General features: G+C 72.4%; 16 protein-coding genes and 2 riboswitches. Of the genes, 6 read left to right on the top strand and 10 right to left on the bottom strand.

Translation table 11 applies throughout. The features are described from left to right. Window positions 1-69: 69 nt before the first annotated feature. Together FHU36_RS41895 and FHU36_RS41890 are read left to right on the top strand one after the other, a co-directional pair. Window positions 70-669: a DUF6286 domain-containing protein gene (locus FHU36_RS41895; RefSeq protein WP_185089623.1), complete on the top strand. Its 600-nt coding sequence runs from the start codon at window positions 70-72 to the stop codon at window positions 667-669. Between the two features lie 118 nt (window positions 670-787). Then, window positions 788-1,333, top strand: a complete 546-nt coding sequence (locus FHU36_RS41890) for a hypothetical protein (protein WP_185089622.1) — start codon at window positions 788-790, stop codon at window positions 1,331-1,333. Here FHU36_RS41890 and FHU36_RS41885 read toward each other — a convergent pair. The 7 genes from FHU36_RS41885 to FHU36_RS41855 all read right to left on the bottom strand — a co-directional run bounded on the left by FHU36_RS41885 (window position 1,320) and on the right by FHU36_RS41855 (window position 8,696). Beyond that, window positions 1,320-2,696, bottom strand: coding sequence for an L-serine ammonia-lyase (locus FHU36_RS41885; protein ID WP_185089621.1), 1,377 nt, complete (start codon window positions 2,694-2,696; stop codon window positions 1,320-1,322). The two genes, FHU36_RS41890 and FHU36_RS41885, sit on opposite strands and share 14 nt — an antisense overlap. Window positions 2,697-2,748: 52 nt before the next feature. Next, window positions 2,749-3,138 carry a glycine cleavage system protein GcvH gene (gene gcvH / locus FHU36_RS41880; RefSeq protein ID WP_185089620.1) on the bottom strand — a complete coding sequence of 130 codons (390 nt, stop codon included), beginning with the start codon at window positions 3,136-3,138 and terminating at the stop codon, window positions 2,749-2,751. Beyond that, entirely contained in the window at window positions 3,135-4,220 is a 1,086-nt protein-coding gene (gcvT, locus tag FHU36_RS41875; RefSeq protein ID WP_185089619.1) for a glycine cleavage system aminomethyltransferase GcvT, read from the bottom strand. The genes gcvH and gcvT overlap by 4 nt, the downstream gene beginning before the upstream one ends. Before the next feature lie 34 nt (window positions 4,221-4,254). Further along, window positions 4,255-4,350: riboswitch (glycine riboswitch) on the bottom strand. After that, a riboswitch (glycine riboswitch) is annotated at window positions 4,351-4,448 on the bottom strand. It lies immediately after the preceding riboswitch. A 75-nt stretch (window positions 4,449-4,523) separates the two neighbouring features. Further along, window positions 4,524-5,213 (bottom strand): gamma-glutamyl-gamma-aminobutyrate hydrolase family protein, encoded by a 690-nt coding sequence (locus FHU36_RS41870; RefSeq protein WP_185089618.1) that lies wholly within the window; start codon window positions 5,211-5,213, stop codon window positions 4,524-4,526. A 16-nt stretch (window positions 5,214-5,229) separates the two neighbouring features. After that, window positions 5,230-5,994, bottom strand: coding sequence for a 3-oxoacyl-ACP reductase (locus FHU36_RS41865; protein WP_185089617.1), 765 nt, complete (start codon window positions 5,992-5,994; stop codon window positions 5,230-5,232). A 5-nt stretch (window positions 5,995-5,999) separates the two neighbouring features. After that, a complete protein-coding gene (locus tag FHU36_RS41860) occupies window positions 6,000-7,343 on the bottom strand; it encodes an aldehyde dehydrogenase family protein (protein ID WP_185089616.1) in 1,344 nt (447 codons plus the stop codon). 9 nt (window positions 7,344-7,352) lie between these two features. Then, complete coding sequence (locus FHU36_RS41855; protein ID WP_185089766.1) at window positions 7,353-8,696, bottom strand: glutamine synthetase family protein; 1,344 nt, start codon at window positions 8,694-8,696, stop codon at window positions 7,353-7,355. Between the two features lie 237 nt (window positions 8,697-8,933). On the opposite strand from FHU36_RS41855, the gene eat reads away from it, so the two are divergent. Both eat and FHU36_RS41845 read left to right on the top strand, forming a co-directional pair. Beyond that, window positions 8,934-10,379, top strand: coding sequence for an ethanolamine permease (gene eat / locus FHU36_RS41850; RefSeq protein WP_185089615.1), 1,446 nt, complete (start codon window positions 8,934-8,936; stop codon window positions 10,377-10,379). Window positions 10,380-10,525: 146 nt separating this feature from the next. Next, window positions 10,526-11,230: a FadR/GntR family transcriptional regulator gene (locus tag FHU36_RS41845; RefSeq protein WP_185089765.1), complete on the top strand. Its 705-nt coding sequence runs from the start codon at window positions 10,526-10,528 to the stop codon at window positions 11,228-11,230. A gap of 106 nt (window positions 11,231-11,336) precedes the next feature. Here FHU36_RS41845 and FHU36_RS41840 read toward each other — a convergent pair whose 3' ends face one another. Next, window positions 11,337-13,358, bottom strand: a complete 2,022-nt coding sequence (locus FHU36_RS41840; protein WP_221497318.1) for a DUF2264 domain-containing protein — start codon at window positions 13,356-13,358, stop codon at window positions 11,337-11,339. A gap of 121 nt (window positions 13,359-13,479) precedes the next feature. On the opposite strand from FHU36_RS41840, the gene FHU36_RS41835 reads away from it, so the two are divergent. Continuing rightward, window positions 13,480-14,235 carry a hypothetical protein gene (locus FHU36_RS41835; RefSeq protein ID WP_185089614.1) on the top strand — a complete coding sequence of 252 codons (756 nt, stop codon included), beginning with the start codon at window positions 13,480-13,482 and terminating at the stop codon, window positions 14,233-14,235. A gap of 3 nt (window positions 14,236-14,238) precedes the next feature. Continuing rightward, window positions 14,239-14,973 (top strand): nucleotidyl transferase AbiEii/AbiGii toxin family protein, encoded by a 735-nt coding sequence (locus tag FHU36_RS41830; protein ID WP_246503248.1) that lies wholly within the window; start codon window positions 14,239-14,241, stop codon window positions 14,971-14,973. A gap of 26 nt (window positions 14,974-14,999) precedes the next feature. Here FHU36_RS41830 and FHU36_RS41825 read toward each other — a convergent pair whose 3' ends face one another. Beyond that, the gene (locus FHU36_RS41825; protein ID WP_185089613.1) at window positions 15,000-15,776 is read right to left on the bottom strand and encodes an SGNH/GDSL hydrolase family protein; all 777 of its coding nucleotides are present in this window, start codon (window positions 15,774-15,776) and stop codon (window positions 15,000-15,002) included. Further along, window positions 15,773-16,348 carry a PadR family transcriptional regulator gene (locus FHU36_RS41820; RefSeq protein ID WP_185089612.1) on the bottom strand — a complete coding sequence of 192 codons (576 nt, stop codon included), beginning with the start codon at window positions 16,346-16,348 and terminating at the stop codon, window positions 15,773-15,775. Before FHU36_RS41820 ends, FHU36_RS41825 begins: the two co-directional genes overlap by 4 nt. Window positions 16,349-16,481 lie beyond the last annotated feature (133 nt).

Here is a 16,481-nt window from a genome sequence, read left to right as displayed (position 1 = left end):
ATGATCCTGCAAACCGGCGGCGAGGGCGGGACCCCCGGCCGCCTCGCCCCTGTACCTCTGATCGGTGTGATGACCACGTTCCAGCAGATACTCCCCGGTGCCGGCGTCGCCGCGGACGAGAGCCCGCTCCGCCGGTCCACCCGGGCGCTGCGACCTGCTCGCACACCCGCGGGGGCCGTGGTCGCGTTCATCCTGACCGTCGTGCTCGCGGGCACCGCGGCCGAGGTGGTGTCGGCGCTGCTGGGGAGCCCGCTGCGGTGGCTGCCGGTGGATCGCGTCCTGGAACTGGCGGGCCGGCACACGTGGAGCGAGCTGCCGTTCGCCGCGCTGTGGGTGGCGGGAGCGGGGCTGACGCTGCTGGGGCTGGCCGTCCTGCCGGGCCGCTGCAGGCTGGTGCCGGTCGAGACGTCCGACCCGAAGATCGTCATCGGGATCACCCGGGTGGGACTGCGCCGCACCCTGCGAGCCGTCGCGGAGGAGGTCGAGGGCGTGGACCGGGCCCGGGTACGGCTGCGCAGGCGCACGATCGAGGTCGCCGTGGTGACCCGGGCGGAGAGCACGGGCGCGATGCTCAGGCAGGTCGGTATCGCCGTGGGCGACCGCCTGGCCGGGGTGGGCACGCTCGCCGCGGGAGAGGTCGTGGTGCGCCTGCGCAGGAAGGGGCGGTGATGCGGGAAGGCGCGGCGATGCGGGAAGGCGCGGTGATGCGGGAAGGCGCGGTGATGCGGCGGGAGACCGACGGGCGGTCGCCGCGGCGGGACGAGCGGTCACGGTGGAGGGAGCGGTGATGCGGCAGTACGGGGGCAACCGGATCGGCCTGGCCGTCGTGGGCGCGCTGTTGCTCCTCGCCGCGGCCTACATGTGGCTGCGCGGCAAGGGCAAACTGCCGGGGCTGCCGCCGCGGGCGAAGGTGCTGCCCGACCGCACGGCCGAGGCCATCGCCGACCAGCCGTGGGCGCTGTGGGCGGCGGCGCTCGGGATGGTGCTGCTGGCCCTGGTGACACTCCGCTGGCTGCTCATCTGCCTGGGCTGGGGCCGGCGGGGGTTCCGGTCGGGCACGGGGACGGCCATGCTGTGCGTCGGGCTCAAGGACGTCGAGGGGCTCAGCCGGGCCGGGGTGCGCGTGGTGGGCGACGGTGTCCGGCTGCGCGTCGCCGTCACCTGTCCGCCGTCGGCCGACGTCGGCGCGATGGCGGGCAAGCTCGACCGCGACATCGTGGGCCGCATCCGCCGGGAGGTCTGCGACGACGAGGTCGGCACGATCGTCCGCCTGCACGTCCGCCGGCAGTCCTCCCGCCAGTCCTCCCGGCAGGCGTCCGCTAGCACTCGATGACGTTGACGGCGAGGCCGCCGCGTGAGGTCTCCTTGTACTTGTCGAGCATGTCGCGGCCGGTGTCGCGCATGGTCTTGATGGCCTTGTCCAGGGCGACGAAGTGGCGGCCGTCGCCGCGCAGGGCGATGCGGGCGGCGGTGATGGCCTTGATGGAGGCGACCGCGTTGCGCTCGATGCACGGGATCTGCACCAGGCCGCCGATCGGGTCGCAGGTCAGGCCCAGGTTGTGCTCGATGCCGATCTCCGCGGCGTTCTCCACCTGCTCCGGGGTGCCGCCCAGCACCTCGGTCAGCCCGGCCGCGGCCATCGAGCAGGCCGAGCCGACCTCGCCCTGGCAGCCGACCTCGGCCCCGGAGATGGAGGCGTTCTCCTTGAACAGCACCCCGATCGCCGCCGCCGTCAGCATGAAGCGGATCACGCCCTCGTCGTCGGCGTGCGGCACGAACCGCGAGTAGTAGGTGAGCACGGCCGGGATGATGCCCGCCGCGCCGTTCGTCGGGGCGGTGACGATCCGCCCGCCGGCCGCGTTCTCCTCGTTGACCGCCAGGGCGAACAGCGACACCCAGTCCATCGCCTGCAACGGATCGGTGCCGGCGGTCTCGCTCTGGAGCCTGCGGTGGAGCTGGTTGGCCCGGCGCTTGACCTTCAGGCCGCCGGGCAGGACGCCCTCCTTGCCGATGCCCCGCTGGACGCACTCGGACATGACGCGCCACAGGTTGAGGATACCGGCGCGGATCTCGGCCTCGGTGCGGCCGAACGCCTTCTCGTTCTCCAGCATCAGCGCCGAGATGGACAGCCCGGTGTTGGAGCAGTGCTTGAGTAGTTCCTCGGCGGTGGTGAACGGGTGGGGCAGCACGGTGTCGTCGGGCTTGATGCGGTCGGCCCCGGTGGCGTTCTCGTCCACCACGAAGCCGCCTCCGACGGAGTAGTAGACCTTCTCCCGCACCACCGTGCCGTCGCCGGAGCGGGCGGTGAAGCGCATGCCGTTGGGGTGGCCGGGCAGCGAGATCTTCCGCTCGAAGACGAGGTCCTCCCCGACGACGAACGGGATCTCCTGGTGGCCGAACAGCCGGAGCGTGCTGGAGGCGCGCATCTCGGCCAGCCGGGCGTCGATGCCGTCCACGTCCACGAGTTCGGGCTTGTCGCCCGACAGGCCCAGCAGGACGGCCTTGTCGCTGCCGTGGCCCTTGCCGGTCAGCCCGAGCGAGCCGTACAGGATGGCCTCGACGCGGGCCACCCGGTCGAGCAGGCCGTCCTCGTGCAGGCCGCGCGCGAACCTGTGCGCGGCGGCCATCGGCCCGCCGGTGTGGGAACTGGACGGGCCGATCCCGATCTTGAAGAGGTCGAAGACGCTGATCGCCATTGATGTGCGCCCTTCATGAGGGCCGGGGCCCGGCCGGGCCCCGGCGGTTCGGTCAGGACTCGCCCGAAGTGAGTGCCTTGTACTCCTCGGCCGAGAGCAGGTCCTCGGGGTCGCCCTCCACGCGTACGCGGAACATCCAGCCCTCGCCGTAGGGGTCGTTGTTGACCAGCGAGGGGTCGTCCACGACGGCCTGGTTGACCTCGACGACCTCGCCGCCGAGCGGGGCGTAGATCTCGCTCACCGACTTGGTGGACTCCACTTCGCCGACCGAGTCACCGGCCTGGACGGTCGTGCCGGCCTCGGGAAGCTGCACGTAGACCACGTCGCCCAGGGCCTCGGCCGCGTACGCCGTGATGCCCACGGTCACGTTGACGGACTCGTCGAGCCCGGCCACCCACTCGTGTTCCTTGGTGTAGCTCAGCTCGTCGGGGATGTTGCTCACTTGTTCCTCCTGTAGAAGGGCAGCTCGACGACGTCCACTGGTTCGTGGCTGCCCCGGATGTCCACGGTCAGACCTTCACCGGCGCCGGCGTCGACATAGGCCATCGCGATGGGCTTGCCCAGGGTCTGGGAAGGGGCCCCGCTGGTGACCTCGCCGACGACGGCACCGTCCTTGGTGACCGGGTACCCGTGACGGGGCACCCGGCGACCCCGCGCGACCAGGCCGGCCAGCCGGCGCCGCGGCGGCACGTCCTTGACCGCCTCGAGCGCCGCCCTGCCGACGAAGTCGCCGGGCTTGTCGAATTTCACCACCCTGCCCAGCCCCGCGTCGAACGGGGTCAGGTCCGCGTTCAGCTCGTTGCCGTACAGCGGCATGCCCGCCTCCAGCCGGAGCGTGTCGCGGCTGGACAGTCCCGCGGGAATGAGCCCGGCGGACTCGCCGGCCGCGGTCAGGGCGTGCCAGAGCGGCACCGCGTCCTCGGCGGCCACGAACAGCTCGAACCCGTCCTCGCCGGTGTAGCCGGTGCGCGCGATGAGCGCCTGCCGCCCGTCGACGAGGCCGGGCAGGCCGGCGTAGTACTTCAGCCCGGCCAGGTCGGCGTCGGTGAGCGTGGCGAGGATCTCCTGGGCGCGCGGCCCCTGCACGGCGATCAGGGCGTACTGCTCGGACCGGTCGTCCACCACCGCGTCGTACGCCTCGGCGCGCCCGGTCAGCTCACGGGCCACCAGCTCGTAGTTGGAGGCGTTGGCCACGACCATGAACTCCTCCTCGCCCAGCCGGTAGACGATGAGGTCGTCGAGCACGCCGCCGCGCTCGTTGACGATCATGGTGTAGCGGGCGCGGCCGACGGCCACCGCCGACAGGTGACCCACCAGGGCGTAGTCGAGCGCCTCGGCCGCCTGCGGCCCGGTCACGAAGATCTCGCCCATGTGTGAGAGGTCGAACAGGCCGGCGGCCTTGCGCACGGCGTTGTGCTCGGCCGACTCGCTGCCGTAGCGCAGCGGCATGAGCCAGCCGGCGAAGTCGGTCAGCGTGGCGCCGAGACTCTCGTGGACGTCTCGCAGCGGTGTGGGTCGTGACATGAAGCGCACCTCTGGGCAGGGTCGGATGCCAGCATCCTCCCCCTCTGTCATGGATGCCTGAGAGCTTCGCCCGAGTTTTGCCGGACTTTCACCTTCGGCGAGGCCCGCGGGCCTGCTTTCCAGAGGTCACCTCGGCCGTGCGGTCCTTTGCCTTGAGAGGTTTGCGGGGAGGGCTTGCTCCTTCAGGGGCTCTGGATGGCTACCAGGGCGCTCTCCCGCACGGTGTCGCCGGTGATGCCGCCAGCCTAGTGCCGGGACGGGGTCGTTGTCGCGCGGCGGCTTCCACCAGGGCGGCCGCGACGGTCAGCAGGCGGCGACCAGCGCCTCGAACAGCGCGCAGTCGGTGGCGGCCTCCGGATGCCACTGGACCCCCACGGCGAAGTGCCGCGACTCCAGCTCCACGGCCTCGATCGTGCCGTCGTCGGCCACGGCCGTGACGGTCAGGCCCAGCGCGAGCCGGTCGACGGCCTGGTGGTGGTAGTGCGGCACCTCCACGGGCTCGGCGCCCAGCGCCTTGGCCACCCGCGAGCCCGGCGTGGCGCAGACGGGCAGGTGGCCGAAGCGGCCGGGGGCCGGGGCGTGCTCGGTGTGGCGGACCACCTCGGGCAGATGCTGGTGCAGGCTGCCGCCGAGAGTCACGTTGAGCACCTGGAGCCCCCGGCAGATGCCCAGGTAGGGCAGCTCCGCGTCGAGCGCGGCCGACAGCAGGTCGAACTCGGTCGTGTCGCGCGCCGGGCGGAGGTAGCCGGTGCTCTCGTGCTGCTCGGCACCGTACCGGCGGGGGTCGATGTCGCCCCCGCCGGCCACGATGAGCCCGTCGAGCCGCCCCACCAACTCGGCCGGCCGGCCGGCGGGCGGCAGCAGCACCGGCTGGCCGCCCGCCCGCTCCACCTGCTCCACGTACGTGTACGGCAGGAGCGCGACGGTCATGTCCCACACGGTGAACCGGGCGGGCTCGACGTAGGTGGTGATGCCGATGACGGGACGACTCACGATGACTCCAGGACTCTCACAGGGGTGTCACGTACGCGCCGGAGATCCCGCCGTCCACCAGGAACTCCGACCCCGTGATGAACGACGAGTCGTCGCTGGCCAGGAACGCCACCGCGGCGGCGATCTCCGTGGCCTCGGCGAAGCGGCCCATCGGCACGTGCACCAGGCGGCGCTGCGCGCGCTCCGGGTCCTTGGCGAACAGCTCCTGCAGCAGCGGCGTGTTGACCGGGCCGGGGCACAGGGCGTTCACCCGGATGCCCTCGCGCGCGAACTGCACGCCGAGCTCGCGCGACATGGCGAGGACGCCGCCCTTGGACGCGGTGTAGGAGATCTGCGAGGTGGCCGATCCCATGACGGCCACGAACGACGCCGTGTTGATGATCGAGCCCTTGCCCTGCCGCTGCATGTACGGGATGACGTGCTTGCAGCACAGGTAGACGCTCGTCAGGTTCACCTCCTGGACGCGGCGCCACGCCTCGATCCCGGTCTCCAGGATGGAGTCGTCGTCGGGCGGCGAGATGCCGGCGTTGTTGAAGGCGATGTCGACGCTGCCGTAGGAGTCGAACGCCGTCTGGTACATCCGGGCGACGTCGGCCTCGCTGGTCACGTCGGCCTTGATGTAGCGGCCGCCGACCTCGGCGGCGGCCTTGGTGCCGGCCTCCTCGTCGACGTCGACGCACACCACCCGGGCGCCCTCCTCGGCGAAACGGCGCGCCGTGGCGAGCCCGATGCCGCTGCCCGCGCCGGTGATGACGGCGACGCGCTCCTGCAAACGCTGCATGTGAGTCACTCCGATGAGATGAAGACGTTCTTGGTCTCGGTGAACGCCGCCAGGGCGTCGGGGCCGAGCTCGCGGCCGAGTCCCGACTCCTTGAAGCCGCCGAACGGCGTCCAGTAGCGCACCGACGAGTGCGAGTTGACCGACAGGGCGCCGGCCTCGACCGCCCTGGCCACCCGCAGGGCCCGGCCGACGTCACGCGTCCAGATGGAGCCGCTCAGGCCGTAGCGGGTGTCGTTGGCGATCCGCACGGCCTCCGCCTCGTCCGCGAACGGAACCACGGACACGACCGGGCCGAAGATCTCCTCGGTGAAGGCGCGGTCGGTGACCTTGGAGGTCAGCACGGTCGGCGGGAACCAGTAGCCCTTGCCGGACGGGCACGCGCCCTGCAGATAGGGGGCGTCGTCGACGAAGCCCCGCACCCGGTCGAGATGCTCGGCGCTGACCAGCGGCCCCATCTCGGTGTTCTCGTCGAGCGGGTCGCCGACCTTGACCCCGCGCACGGCCTGTCCGAGCCGGTCGAGGAACTCGTCGTAGACCTCGGCCTGGACGAGCAGCCGCGAGCGGGCGCAGCAGTCTTGTCCCGAGTTGTCGAAGACCGCGTACGGGGCGGTCCGCGCCGCCTTGTCGAGGTCGGAGTCGGCGAAGACGATGTTCGCCGACTTGCCGCCGAGCTCCAGCGTGATGCGCTTGACCTGGGCTGCGGCCTTGGCCGCGATCTCCTTGCCCACCTCGGTCGACCCGGTGAACACGATCTTGGCCACGCCGGGGTGCTCGACCAGCCGGGCGCCCGCGACCTCCCCTGCCCCGGGCAGGACCTGGAGCACCCCCTCGGGGAGGCCCGCCGCCAGGGCCAGCTCGGCCAGCCTCAGCGCGGTCAGCGGGGTCCACTCGGCGGGCTTGACGATGACCGTGTTGCCCGCCGCGAGCGCCGGGGCGAGGCCCCAGCTCGCGATCAGCATCGGGAAGTTCCAGGGCACGATGACGCCCACCACGCCCAGCGGCTCCTGGAACGTGACGTCCACGCCCCCGGGCACCGGGATCTGCTTGCCGTGGTTGCGCTCGGGCGCCCCGGCGTAGAAGTGGAGGACGTCGCGCACGCTGCCCGCCTCCCAGCGGGCGTTGCCGATCGGGTGGCCGGCGTTGGCCGTCTCCAGCCGGGCCAGCTCCTCGCCGTGCTCGCCGACCAGGTCGGCGAACCTGCGCAGCAGCCGCGCCCGGTCACCGGGCGACACCTCGCGCCAGGCCGGGAACGCCTTCCTGGCACGCTCCACGGCCCGGTCGACCTCGGCCGCGTCGGCCAGCTCCACGTCGGCGACGACCTCTTCGGTCGCCGGATTAATGATCTTCATGCCCTTCCGTCACATCCGTTCGAAGCTGCGGAACAGCTCCCAGTCGGTCACCGCCGCGTCGAAGGCCGTCAGCTCGACACGGGCGTTGTTGGCGTAGTGCTCGACCACGTCGTCGCCGAACGTCGCGCGGGCCAGCTTCGAGCGCTCGAACAGCTCCAGCGCGTCACGCAGCGTGTGCGGCACGGTCTCGGCGCCCGAGGTGTAGGCGTTGCCGGTGAACGCCTCCTCCAGCGCCAGCTCCTCGTCGATGCCGCGCAGTCCCGCCGCCACCAGCGCCGACACCGCCAGGTACGGGTTGACGTCGCCGCCCGGCACCCTGTTCTCGATCCGCAGCGACTCCCCGTGGCCCACCAGGCGAAGCGAGCAGGTGCGGTTGTCCACGCCCCACTTGACCGCGGTGGGGGCGAAGCTGCCCGGGACGTAGCGCTTGTAGGAGTTGATGTTGGGCGCGTACAGCAGGGTCAGCTCGCGCATGCAGGCGAGCTGTCCGGCGATGAAGCGGGCGCCCAGCTCCGACAGCCCGTGCGGCCCGTCGCCGGCCATCACGGGCTCGCCGTCGAGGCCGCGCAGCGAGATGTGGATGTGGCAGGAGTTGCCCTCCCGCTGGTTGGGCTTGGCCATGAAGGTGATCGACTTGCCCTCCTGGGCGGCGATCTCCTTGGCGCCGTTCTTGTAGACGACGTGGTTGTCGCACGTCTTCAGCGCCTCGTCGTAGCGGAAGGCGATCTCGTGCTGGCCGAGGTTGCACTCGCCCTTGGCCGACTCGACGTACAGGCCGGCGCCCTCCATCTCGAGGCGGATGCGGCGCAGCAGCGGCTCGATGCGGGCCGTGCCGAGCAGGGAGTAGTCGACGTTGTAGAGGTTGGCGGGGGTCAGGTCGCGGTAGCCGCGCTTCCAGGCGTCCTCGTAGCTGTCGTCGTAGACGACGAACTCCAGCTCGGTGCCGACGTAGGCGGCCAGGCCGCGCTCGGCCAGCCGGGCGAGCTGGCGGCGCAGGATCTGCCGCGGGGAGGCGGCGACCTCTGCGCCGTCCACCCAGGTCAGGTCGGCCATGAGCATGGCGGTGCCCTCCTGCCAGGGCACTTTGCGCAGGGTCGACAGGTCGGGCTTCATCACGAAGTCGCCGTAGCCGCGCTCCCACGACGACATGGCGTAGCCCTCGACGGTGTTCATGTCGACGTCCACGGCGAGCAGGTAGTTGCAGCCCTCGGAGCCGTGGTGGAGCACCTCGTCGAGGAAGAAGCGGGCTGAGAGCCGCTTGCCCTGCAGCCGGCCCTGCATGTCGCACAGCGCCAGCAGGACCGTGTCGATCCGGCCGGCCTCGATGTCGGACCTCAGTTCCTCGACTGTCAGGCTCACGGGCGTCCCTTCCGCGAAAAGTCTGGAAACAGACCATTGAAGGCATGCAAACACTGTGCGGTGGCCGCTGTCAATCCCCTGCCTCGAAGGGTGCTTTTTACCTGATCGTCACAGTCTGGGGCTTGACGGGCGGGCCGGAGAAGCGAAACATCACCGCAAAGAGCTATTGGTCCGACCGTAGCCCATTGAACGGGCAGCGGCCCGGCCCGCGCCGGAGGTGGCAGAACCGTGGTGCACAGCAAACGACACATCCATGGGGTCGACTACGAGAAGGTGTCAGCCGACTATCTGGAAAAGCGCAAGCTCCAGAAGGGCGCAGCGGGGTGGGTGCTGCTCGCGGGGCTCGGCGTGGCCTACGTCATCTCGGGGGACTTCGCGGGCTGGAACTTCGGCCTGGAACAGGGCGGCTGGGGCGGCCTGCTGATCGCCACCGTCCTGATGGCGATCATGTACACCTGCATGGTGCTGGGGCTGGCGGAGATGTCGTCCAGCATCCCGGTCGCCGGAGCCGGCTACGGTTTCGCCCGCCGCGCCCTCGGCCCGCTCGGCGGCTTCGCCACCGGGGTGGCCATCCTCATCGAGTACGCCGTGGCGCCCGCCGCGATCGCCGTGTTCATCGGGGGCTACGTCGAGGCGCTCGGCCTGTTCGGGCTCACCAACGCCTGGCCGGTCTACCTGGTGGCCTACATCATCTTCGTCGGCCTGCACCTGTGGGGCGTCGGCGAGGCGCTCAAGGTGATGTTCGTGATCACCGGCATCGCGCTCGTGGCGCTGGTCGCGTTCACGGTCGGGATGATCCCCAAGTTCGACGCGGCCCGGCTGTTCGACATCGCGCCCACCGACGCGCCCGGGGCCAGCACGTTCCTGCCGTTCGGCGCCGTCGGCGTCTGGGCCGCGATCGTCTACGCCATCTGGTTCTTCCTGGCCATCGAGGGCGTGCCGCTGGCGGCCGAGGAGGCCCGCGACCCCAGGCGCGACATGCCCAGGGGCATCATCGTCGGCATGATGGTGCTGCTGGTGACGGCGGCGTTGATGCTGCTGCTCGTGCCCGGCGGCGGTGGCTCCAAGGCCATCTCCACCAGCGACAGCCCGCTGCCCGACGCCGTCAGGATCGCCTACGGGGGCGACAACTTCCTCGCCGACTTCGTCAACTACGTCGGCCTGGCCGGCCTGGTCGCCAGCTTCTTCTCGATCATCTACGCCTACTCGCGGCAGCTCTTCGCCTTGTCGCGGGCCGGCTACCTGCCCCGGTGGCTCTCGGTCACCGGCAAGCGGCGCACGCCGTACCTGGCGCTGATCGTGCCCGGCACGGTCGGCTTCCTGCTCGCGGCGATCACCCGGGCGGGCGACCTCATGATCCAGATCGCGGTCTTCGGGGCGACGATCTCGTACGTGCTGATGATGCTGTCGCACATCGTGCTCCGCAGGCGCGAGCCGAACCTGGAGCGGCCGTACCGGACACCGGGCGGCGTCGTCACCACCGGCATCGCGCTGGTGCTGGCCCTGGCCGCGGTCGTCGCGGTCTTCCTGGTCGACGTCGTCGCCGCGCTGTGGGTGGCGGGCATCTTCGTCGCCCACCTGGCGTACTTCTGGTTCTACAGCCGGCACCGCCTGGTCGCCAACGCCCCGGAGGAGGAGTTCGAGGCGATCGAGCGGGCCGAGTCCGAGTTGGCCTGACGCGCGTTCGGGTTAGGGTCGGCCAGTGACGGCACCAGTGACCCGACCCAGAGGATGACGTGGAGCAGCCAGCGCGGCAGGAGCGGGGGGCACGGCCGGACACGCCAGGAGGCGACGGCCGGCGCCCCCTGACGGGCCTGGGCCCGTTGACGGTGCTGCGCCCCGTGCGGGCCGGCAACGCCTTCGAGGAGACCGTCGAACGCCTCCTGCAGGTGATCAAGCTGGGCGCCGTGGCGCCGGGCGAGAAGCTCCCGCCGGAGCGGGAGCTCGCCGTCCGGCTCGGCATCAGCCGCGTCACCCTGCGCGAGGCCATCCGAGCCCTGCAGGACGCGGGCTACCTCGACGTACGGCGGGGCCGCTACGGCGGCGCGTTCGTCACCTACACCCCGCCCGCGCCCGGCACCGGCGTGCTGCGCAAGGTGGTGACCGACATGGGCACCGCCGACCTCAACGACGCGCTGACGTTCCGGATGGCCGTGGAGTGCGGCGCGGCCCAGGCGCTGGCCGCCACCACGCTCACCGCCGAGCAGCGGGCGCTGTTGCGCGGCCGGCTGATGGACCTGGAGGAGGCCCGTGTCGAGGACTACCGCCGCCTCGACACGGCCTTCCACCTGTCCATCGCCGAGCTGACGGGCTCCTCGCTGCTGGCCTCGGCCTGCGCCGACGCCCGGCTGCGGGTCAGCGACCTGCTGAACGCCATCCCCATGCTGCAGGTGAACCTCGATCACGCCGCCAGCCAGCACCAGGCCATCGTGGCGGCCATCCTGGCGGGCGACCCGGAGGCGGCCCGCCGCGCCGTGGCCGAGCACCTGGAGGGCACGGCCGCGCTCCTGCGCGCCTTCCTCGGCTAGCGACCTCGGCTGGCGGCCCGGCCGGCTGTCCGCAGGTGGTGACGGGGCCGTGCGGGTCAGGTGGTGACGGGGCCGCGTGGGTCAGGTGGTGACGGGGCCGCGTGGGTCAGGTGGTGACGGGGCCGTCCGGGGTGAAAGCGTGTGCCGTGCCGCCCGGCCAGGTCACCACCACCTGCCCGCCGTCCGCCCGCACCGTGGGCAGGCCCGCTGCGCCGGTGCCGGGCACGCCCGCGCCGGCCCGCCCGTCGGCCCGCCCGTCCGCCCGCTCGTCGGCCCGCCCGTTGAGACGCCCGTCGGGACGCCCGTCGGGACAGTCCGCGCCGGACAGGACGGCCGGTTCGTCCTCGCCCGCGAGGACGGCCACGGCGACGGCCCAGCCGTCCTCCGCGACGCCGTCCAGCGCGGGCACCAGGGCCGGGGCACCGAAGGCGGTCCCGTCCGGGGCCTCGACAGCCTCCGCCCGCTCGTAACCGTGCAGGCCCGCGAGCAGCGTGCCCAGCCCGTCCGGGGAACGCAGGACGACGGCGGGGCCGCCGCCGGGCGCGGCTGCGGCGGCTGCGGTCATCTCGGATGTGGCGGGCACGGTAGGTGTGGCGCCGGCGCCTGTGGCGGGTGTGGCGATCTCGGCTGCGGTGGGCGCGGCGGGTGTGGTGGGCAGGGTGGGTGTGGCTGGGGGAGCGGGTGTGGCGGTGGCGTGGTGGAGGGCCCAGCCCGTCTGGCGGACGCGCGAGCCCGGCGCGACCCGATGGATCCGCACCTCGACGGGGCCGCGCACCACGCTCACGCTCTCGACGCCCGCGCTGCGGGAGGCCGCCCAGGCGGTGTCGCCGAGCGTCCCCGCGCCCGCGGGGGTGAGCGGGCCGCGCGCGGCGAGAGTGCCGTCCTCGGACACCAGGCCGAAGTGGTTGTCCGGGACGGCGCCCGGCGTGGTGGGGGCGGTACGCGTGGAGTAGGCGTAGCGGTCGTAGAGGGGGTCGTCGGCGTACTTCTCGCTGCCGTGGTTGAGCACCCGGGCGATGCCGCCCGAGTTCTGCACCAGGAAGCCGGGGCCGGGCAGGGCGGCGGTCCCCGACGGCCCCGGCTCCTCGGGCGCGGTCCACACCGGGTGGTCCGGCGGCAGCAGCAGGCCGAGGAACGCCTTCGAGGCCCAGTACGGCGACGCCCAGCCGGAGTAGGGCTGCAGCGTGGGCTCGTACGGGCCGTACCAGCCGAGGGTGAGCAGGCCGTCCGGCGACAGCGCCCCGCGGTCGAGGAAGCGGCGCAGGACGCCCGAGGCGATCCGCCGCGTCCGCCCCGGCGCGAGCGGGGTCGCGTCCAGCAGCGCCCCGGCGAACAGCGACGTCACGGCGCCGAACCGGTAGGTGAGAGAGCGGCCGTGGTACAGCATGCCGCCGTCGGCGTCGAACGTCAGCGCGTATCCTGCCAGGAACTCCCGCAGCCGCTCGCCGTGCACGCCGGCCTCCCGGCCCGACAGGTGGGCCAGCAGCGCGGGGTAGAGGTGCAGGGCCCAGCCGTTGTAGTGGTCGAAGGCTCGGCCGGGGCCGTCGGAGTACCACCCGTCGCCCGCGTACCAGGGCTCGACGCGCGCCAGCCCGCGCTCCACCGCCGCCCCGGCCTCCCCGGTGTGCAGCCCCACGGCGTTCAGGAAGCCGCCCACAGTGGCGGGGAACATCACCCAGTTGCTGTCGGCCGGCTCGTGGCGCAGCGTGGCGGCCAGGTAGCCGGCCGCCTCCGCCTGGACCTTCTCCTCCAGCCGGTCCCACAGGTACGGGCGGGTCAGCCAGAGGCCCAGCGCGATCGAGGCGGCCTCCACCATGGACTGCGTGCGGTCCCCGACCGGCTGCCACACGCGCGGCCCCGCCTCCAGGCCCCGCGCGTACGGGGCCAGCAGCCCGGGATCGCCGCCGCCGGCCACGCGGAAGGCCGCGAGCAGGAATGTGCGCGCGTACCCCTCCATGCCGTCGCAGCGCGACCAGCTCTCCCTGCCCGGCAGGTCCACCTCCGCCCCGTCGGGGGAGCGGTACGGCTCGACGGCCGCCAGCAGCCCGTCGGCGACGGCCTCCCAGTGGGCACGGGTCCAGCCGGTGTACGGGCTGAGCGAGCGATCCTCGGGCGGCAAGGGGAACATGCGGGCCACACTCCAAGCTAGGAAAGCGCTTTCCGTCATTATGGCCCACCGAGGGGCCGGCGAAACAGGGGCCGCCGGGAGGCCGCGTCACTCCGGCCTGGTCGTAGCATCGAGCTGAGACATGGCCCACTGGTTCGAGCAGAGCATCATCGCGACGGGGCGGCTACCGCTGTTCTGCTACTTCGTCGCGCTCATCGTGGCCTTCATCGCCACCCGCATCAACGTCCGCCTGATCAGGGCGAAGGTCGGCTGGTTCCGCAACGTGAACGTCGGCGAGATGCACATCCACCACGTCGTCTTCGGCGTGGTGCTCATGCTCGTCGGCGGCGTCACCGGATTAATCGTCTCCTCCGCCTCGCAGGTCGGCTACGCCGTCGCGGCCTCGGTGTTCGGGGTCGGCTCGGCACTGGTGCTGGACGAGTTCGCGCTGATCCTGCACCTGCACGACGTCTATTGGGAGGAGGAGGGGCGCACCTCGGTCGACGCCGTGTTCGTCGCGGTCGCCGTCACCGGCCTGCTGCTCATCGGCCTGCGCCCGCTCACCTGGGACTACGGCACGCTCGTCAACCCGGCCGCGCTCATCGTGGCCAACCTGGCGCTCGCGGTGATCACCCTGCTCAAGGGCAAGATCTGGACGGGGCTGGTCGGGCTGTTCGTGCCGGTGCTGCTCGTCGTGGGCGCGATCCGGCTGGCGCGGCCGGGGTCGCCGTGGGCCCACTGGTTCTTCGCCAAGCGCTCGCCGCGCAAGATGGCCACGGCCATCCACCGGGAGGAGCGCTGGCGGCGGCCGGTGATCGCCGCGAAGATCGCTTTCCAGGAGTTCCTGTCGGGGCGGCACGACCTGCCCTCCACCCGCCGCGCCCGTCGGCATACTTGATCCATGTCACCAGGGGAGATCCCGCCAGGACGGGCGCCGGACGGATGGACGTCGCCGGGAGCGGACGGCCCGCTGCTGGCCGCCGTGCTGCCCGTCGCCTGCCGGTACGGGCTGGTGCTCGCGGGCGGACACGCCCTGGCGCTCCACGGCCTGGCCGACCGGCCGGGTGAGGACATCGACCTCGTCACCGACCCCTGCCGGTCGGCGGCGGAGGTGGCCGAGGCGGTGTGGCGCGGGTTCCTGGAGGCGGGGCTGGAGGCGTCGCTCGGTGCGGTGGCGCCGAGGGTGGCCGGGCTGGCGGTGCGCGAGCCGGTGACGGGTGAGCGCCGGGAGGTAGTCCTGCACCGGGAGGCGCCGCAACGGCCGGCCGTCACGTGGGGCGGGCTGCGGGTGCTCGACGTGGACGACGCGGTCGGGCTCGCCATGCGGGCGCTGCACGACCGGGGGCTCGCCGGTGACCTCGCCGTGGCGGTCCGGGCGGGCGAGACGCGCACCTTTCGCGACCTTGAGGCCCTGGCCAGGCCGTACCATGACGACTTCGCGCTGCCCGAGCTGGTCATGCGGCTGGAGTTCGCCGAGCTGATGCCCGACGAGGCCTTCCGGGCGTGCGGGCTGGACGGGGCGGGCGCCGCGCGCGTGCGGGCGTTCGCCCGCGCGTGGGTGGAGGACGTCAAGCTGCGGCGCTCCGAGGACGGCGACGCCGACTACGACGACCCCGACCTGCCCGCCGTCGACTGATCCCGCCGGCCCGCACCGCCCGGCCGTCAGTCCGGTAGGGGGGTGACCGGGGAGAGCGCGGGGCGTTTGGCCGTGCGGCCGTCGCCGGAGGACAGGCCGCGCAGGCGGCGGTGGATCCACGGGGCGGCGAACCCCGCGATCCAGCGCAGCTCCGTGGCCGTGGCCTGCCAGGCGGTGGGGCGCGGCAGCGCCGGCAGGGGGAGTGTCCAGGTGTCGTCGCTGCCCGGCACGCCCAGCGTGTGGGCCACGGCGGCCGCGAAGCGGGCGTGACCCATCGGGCTGGCGTGCAGCCGGTCACTGCTCCACATGCGCGCGTCGGTGAAGAACCCGTACGGGAAGGTGTCGACCACCGTGACGCCGTGACGGGCGGCGGCGGAGCGGACGCCGGCGTTGTAGGCCAGCACCCGCGGCAACAGCGGGCGGGCCAGCGGGGCGATCCTGCCGAGGTCGGGGAAGGTGACCGTGACCACGTGCGCCCCCGCGCCGGTGAGCGCGGCGAACATCTCCTCCAGCGTCTCGACGACCTTCGCGGCGTCGAAGCCGGGGCGGATGAGGTCGTTCATGCCGGCCATGACGCTCGCCAGGTCGGGCCGCAGCGCCAGGGCGGGGCCGAGCTGCTCGTCGCGGACCTCGGCGGCCAGGCGGCCCCGCACGGCGAGGTTGGCGTACAGCAGGCCGGGCTCGCACCGCGCCAGGTGCTCGGCCAGCCGGTCGGCCCAGCCGCGGTGGCCGCGCAGGTCGTCGCCGTCGCCCAGGCCCTCGGTCTGGCTGTCGCCGAGGGCGACGTAGCGGGTGTAGGTCATCGGATCTCCCTTCCGGCGCGGGCGGCGCGCTCGCTCAGCGTTCGCGCGGTGGCCAGGCACCAGTCGCGCGTCTCCCGCTCCAGCCGGCAGCCGGCCAGGCAGGACAGGTACGGGCCGACACGCTCGCCGTGCCGCAGGAACGACTCCTCGTCCAGGTCACCACGCAGGCGCGTCAGCGTCCGCTCGAACAGCGTCAGCCTGGCCGCCGCCTGGTCGGCCCGCTCCCGGAGCTGGGCGACGACGGGTGCCGGGTCGAGCACGTCCACGGCGTGCACCTTGACGGCCAGCTCGTCGCGGAGCAGCAGCGGCCTGACGGGGGTGGCGGCGAAGGCGGCCAGCTCGTCGAAGCCGGCCGGCGTGACGGTGAAGACCCGCTTGTTGGGGCGGCCGTGCTGGACGACCTCCCGGCCGCTGATCAGGCCTTCGCCCTCCAACCTGGTCAGCTCGCTGTAGAGCTGCTGCGGCGCGGCGTACCAGAAGTTGGCGACGCCCACGTCGAAGACCTTGGTGAGCTGGTAGCCGCTGTACTCGCCGTCGAGCAGCGCGGCGAGCACGGCGTGCCGGAGCGCCACCGGCTATCCCTGCTCATGGAGATGACTAGTCATGGTCATGACTATAGCCGTTGAGCCGTCGCCTCCTCCTCAGGGAGGAGGCGTCAATCAAAGTTGACATACTTCAGTCGTCAATTTAGGTTGACGGGTGCGG

The organism is Nonomuraea muscovyensis, assembly GCF_014207745.1.
Classification (GTDB): Bacteria; Actinomycetota; Actinomycetes; order Streptosporangiales; family Streptosporangiaceae; genus Nonomuraea; species Nonomuraea muscovyensis.
This window is presented reverse-complemented; position numbering and strand designations above follow the sequence as displayed.

Bases quoted from the DNA above. Each gene is read 5' to 3' on its own strand.
- FHU36_RS41840 (WP_221497318.1), bottom strand. From the start codon at position 13,358: ATGTTCCCCTTGCCGCCCGAGGATCGCTCGCTCAGCCCGTACACCGGC.
- FHU36_RS41895 (WP_185089623.1), top strand. From the start codon at position 70: ATGACCACGTTCCAGCAGATACTCCCCGGTGCCGGCGTCGCCGCGGAC.
- FHU36_RS41835 (WP_185089614.1), top strand. From the start codon at position 13,480: ATGGCCCACTGGTTCGAGCAGAGCATCATCGCGACGGGGCGGCTACCG.
- FHU36_RS41860 (WP_185089616.1), bottom strand. From the start codon at position 7,343: ATGAAGATCATTAATCCGGCGACCGAAGAGGTCGTCGCCGACGTGGAG.
- FHU36_RS41890 (WP_185089622.1), top strand. From the start codon at position 788: ATGCGGCAGTACGGGGGCAACCGGATCGGCCTGGCCGTCGTGGGCGCG.
- FHU36_RS41825 (WP_185089613.1), bottom strand. From the start codon at position 15,776: ATGACCTACACCCGCTACGTCGCCCTCGGCGACAGCCAGACCGAGGGC.
- FHU36_RS41865 (WP_185089617.1), bottom strand. From the start codon at position 5,994: ATGCAGCGTTTGCAGGAGCGCGTCGCCGTCATCACCGGCGCGGGCAGC.
- FHU36_RS41885 (WP_185089621.1), bottom strand. From the start codon at position 2,696: ATGGCGATCAGCGTCTTCGACCTCTTCAAGATCGGGATCGGCCCGTCC.
- FHU36_RS41830 (WP_246503248.1), top strand. From the start codon at position 14,239: ATGTCACCAGGGGAGATCCCGCCAGGACGGGCGCCGGACGGATGGACG.
- gcvT (WP_185089619.1), bottom strand. From the start codon at position 4,220: ATGTCACGACCCACACCGCTGCGAGACGTCCACGAGAGTCTCGGCGCC.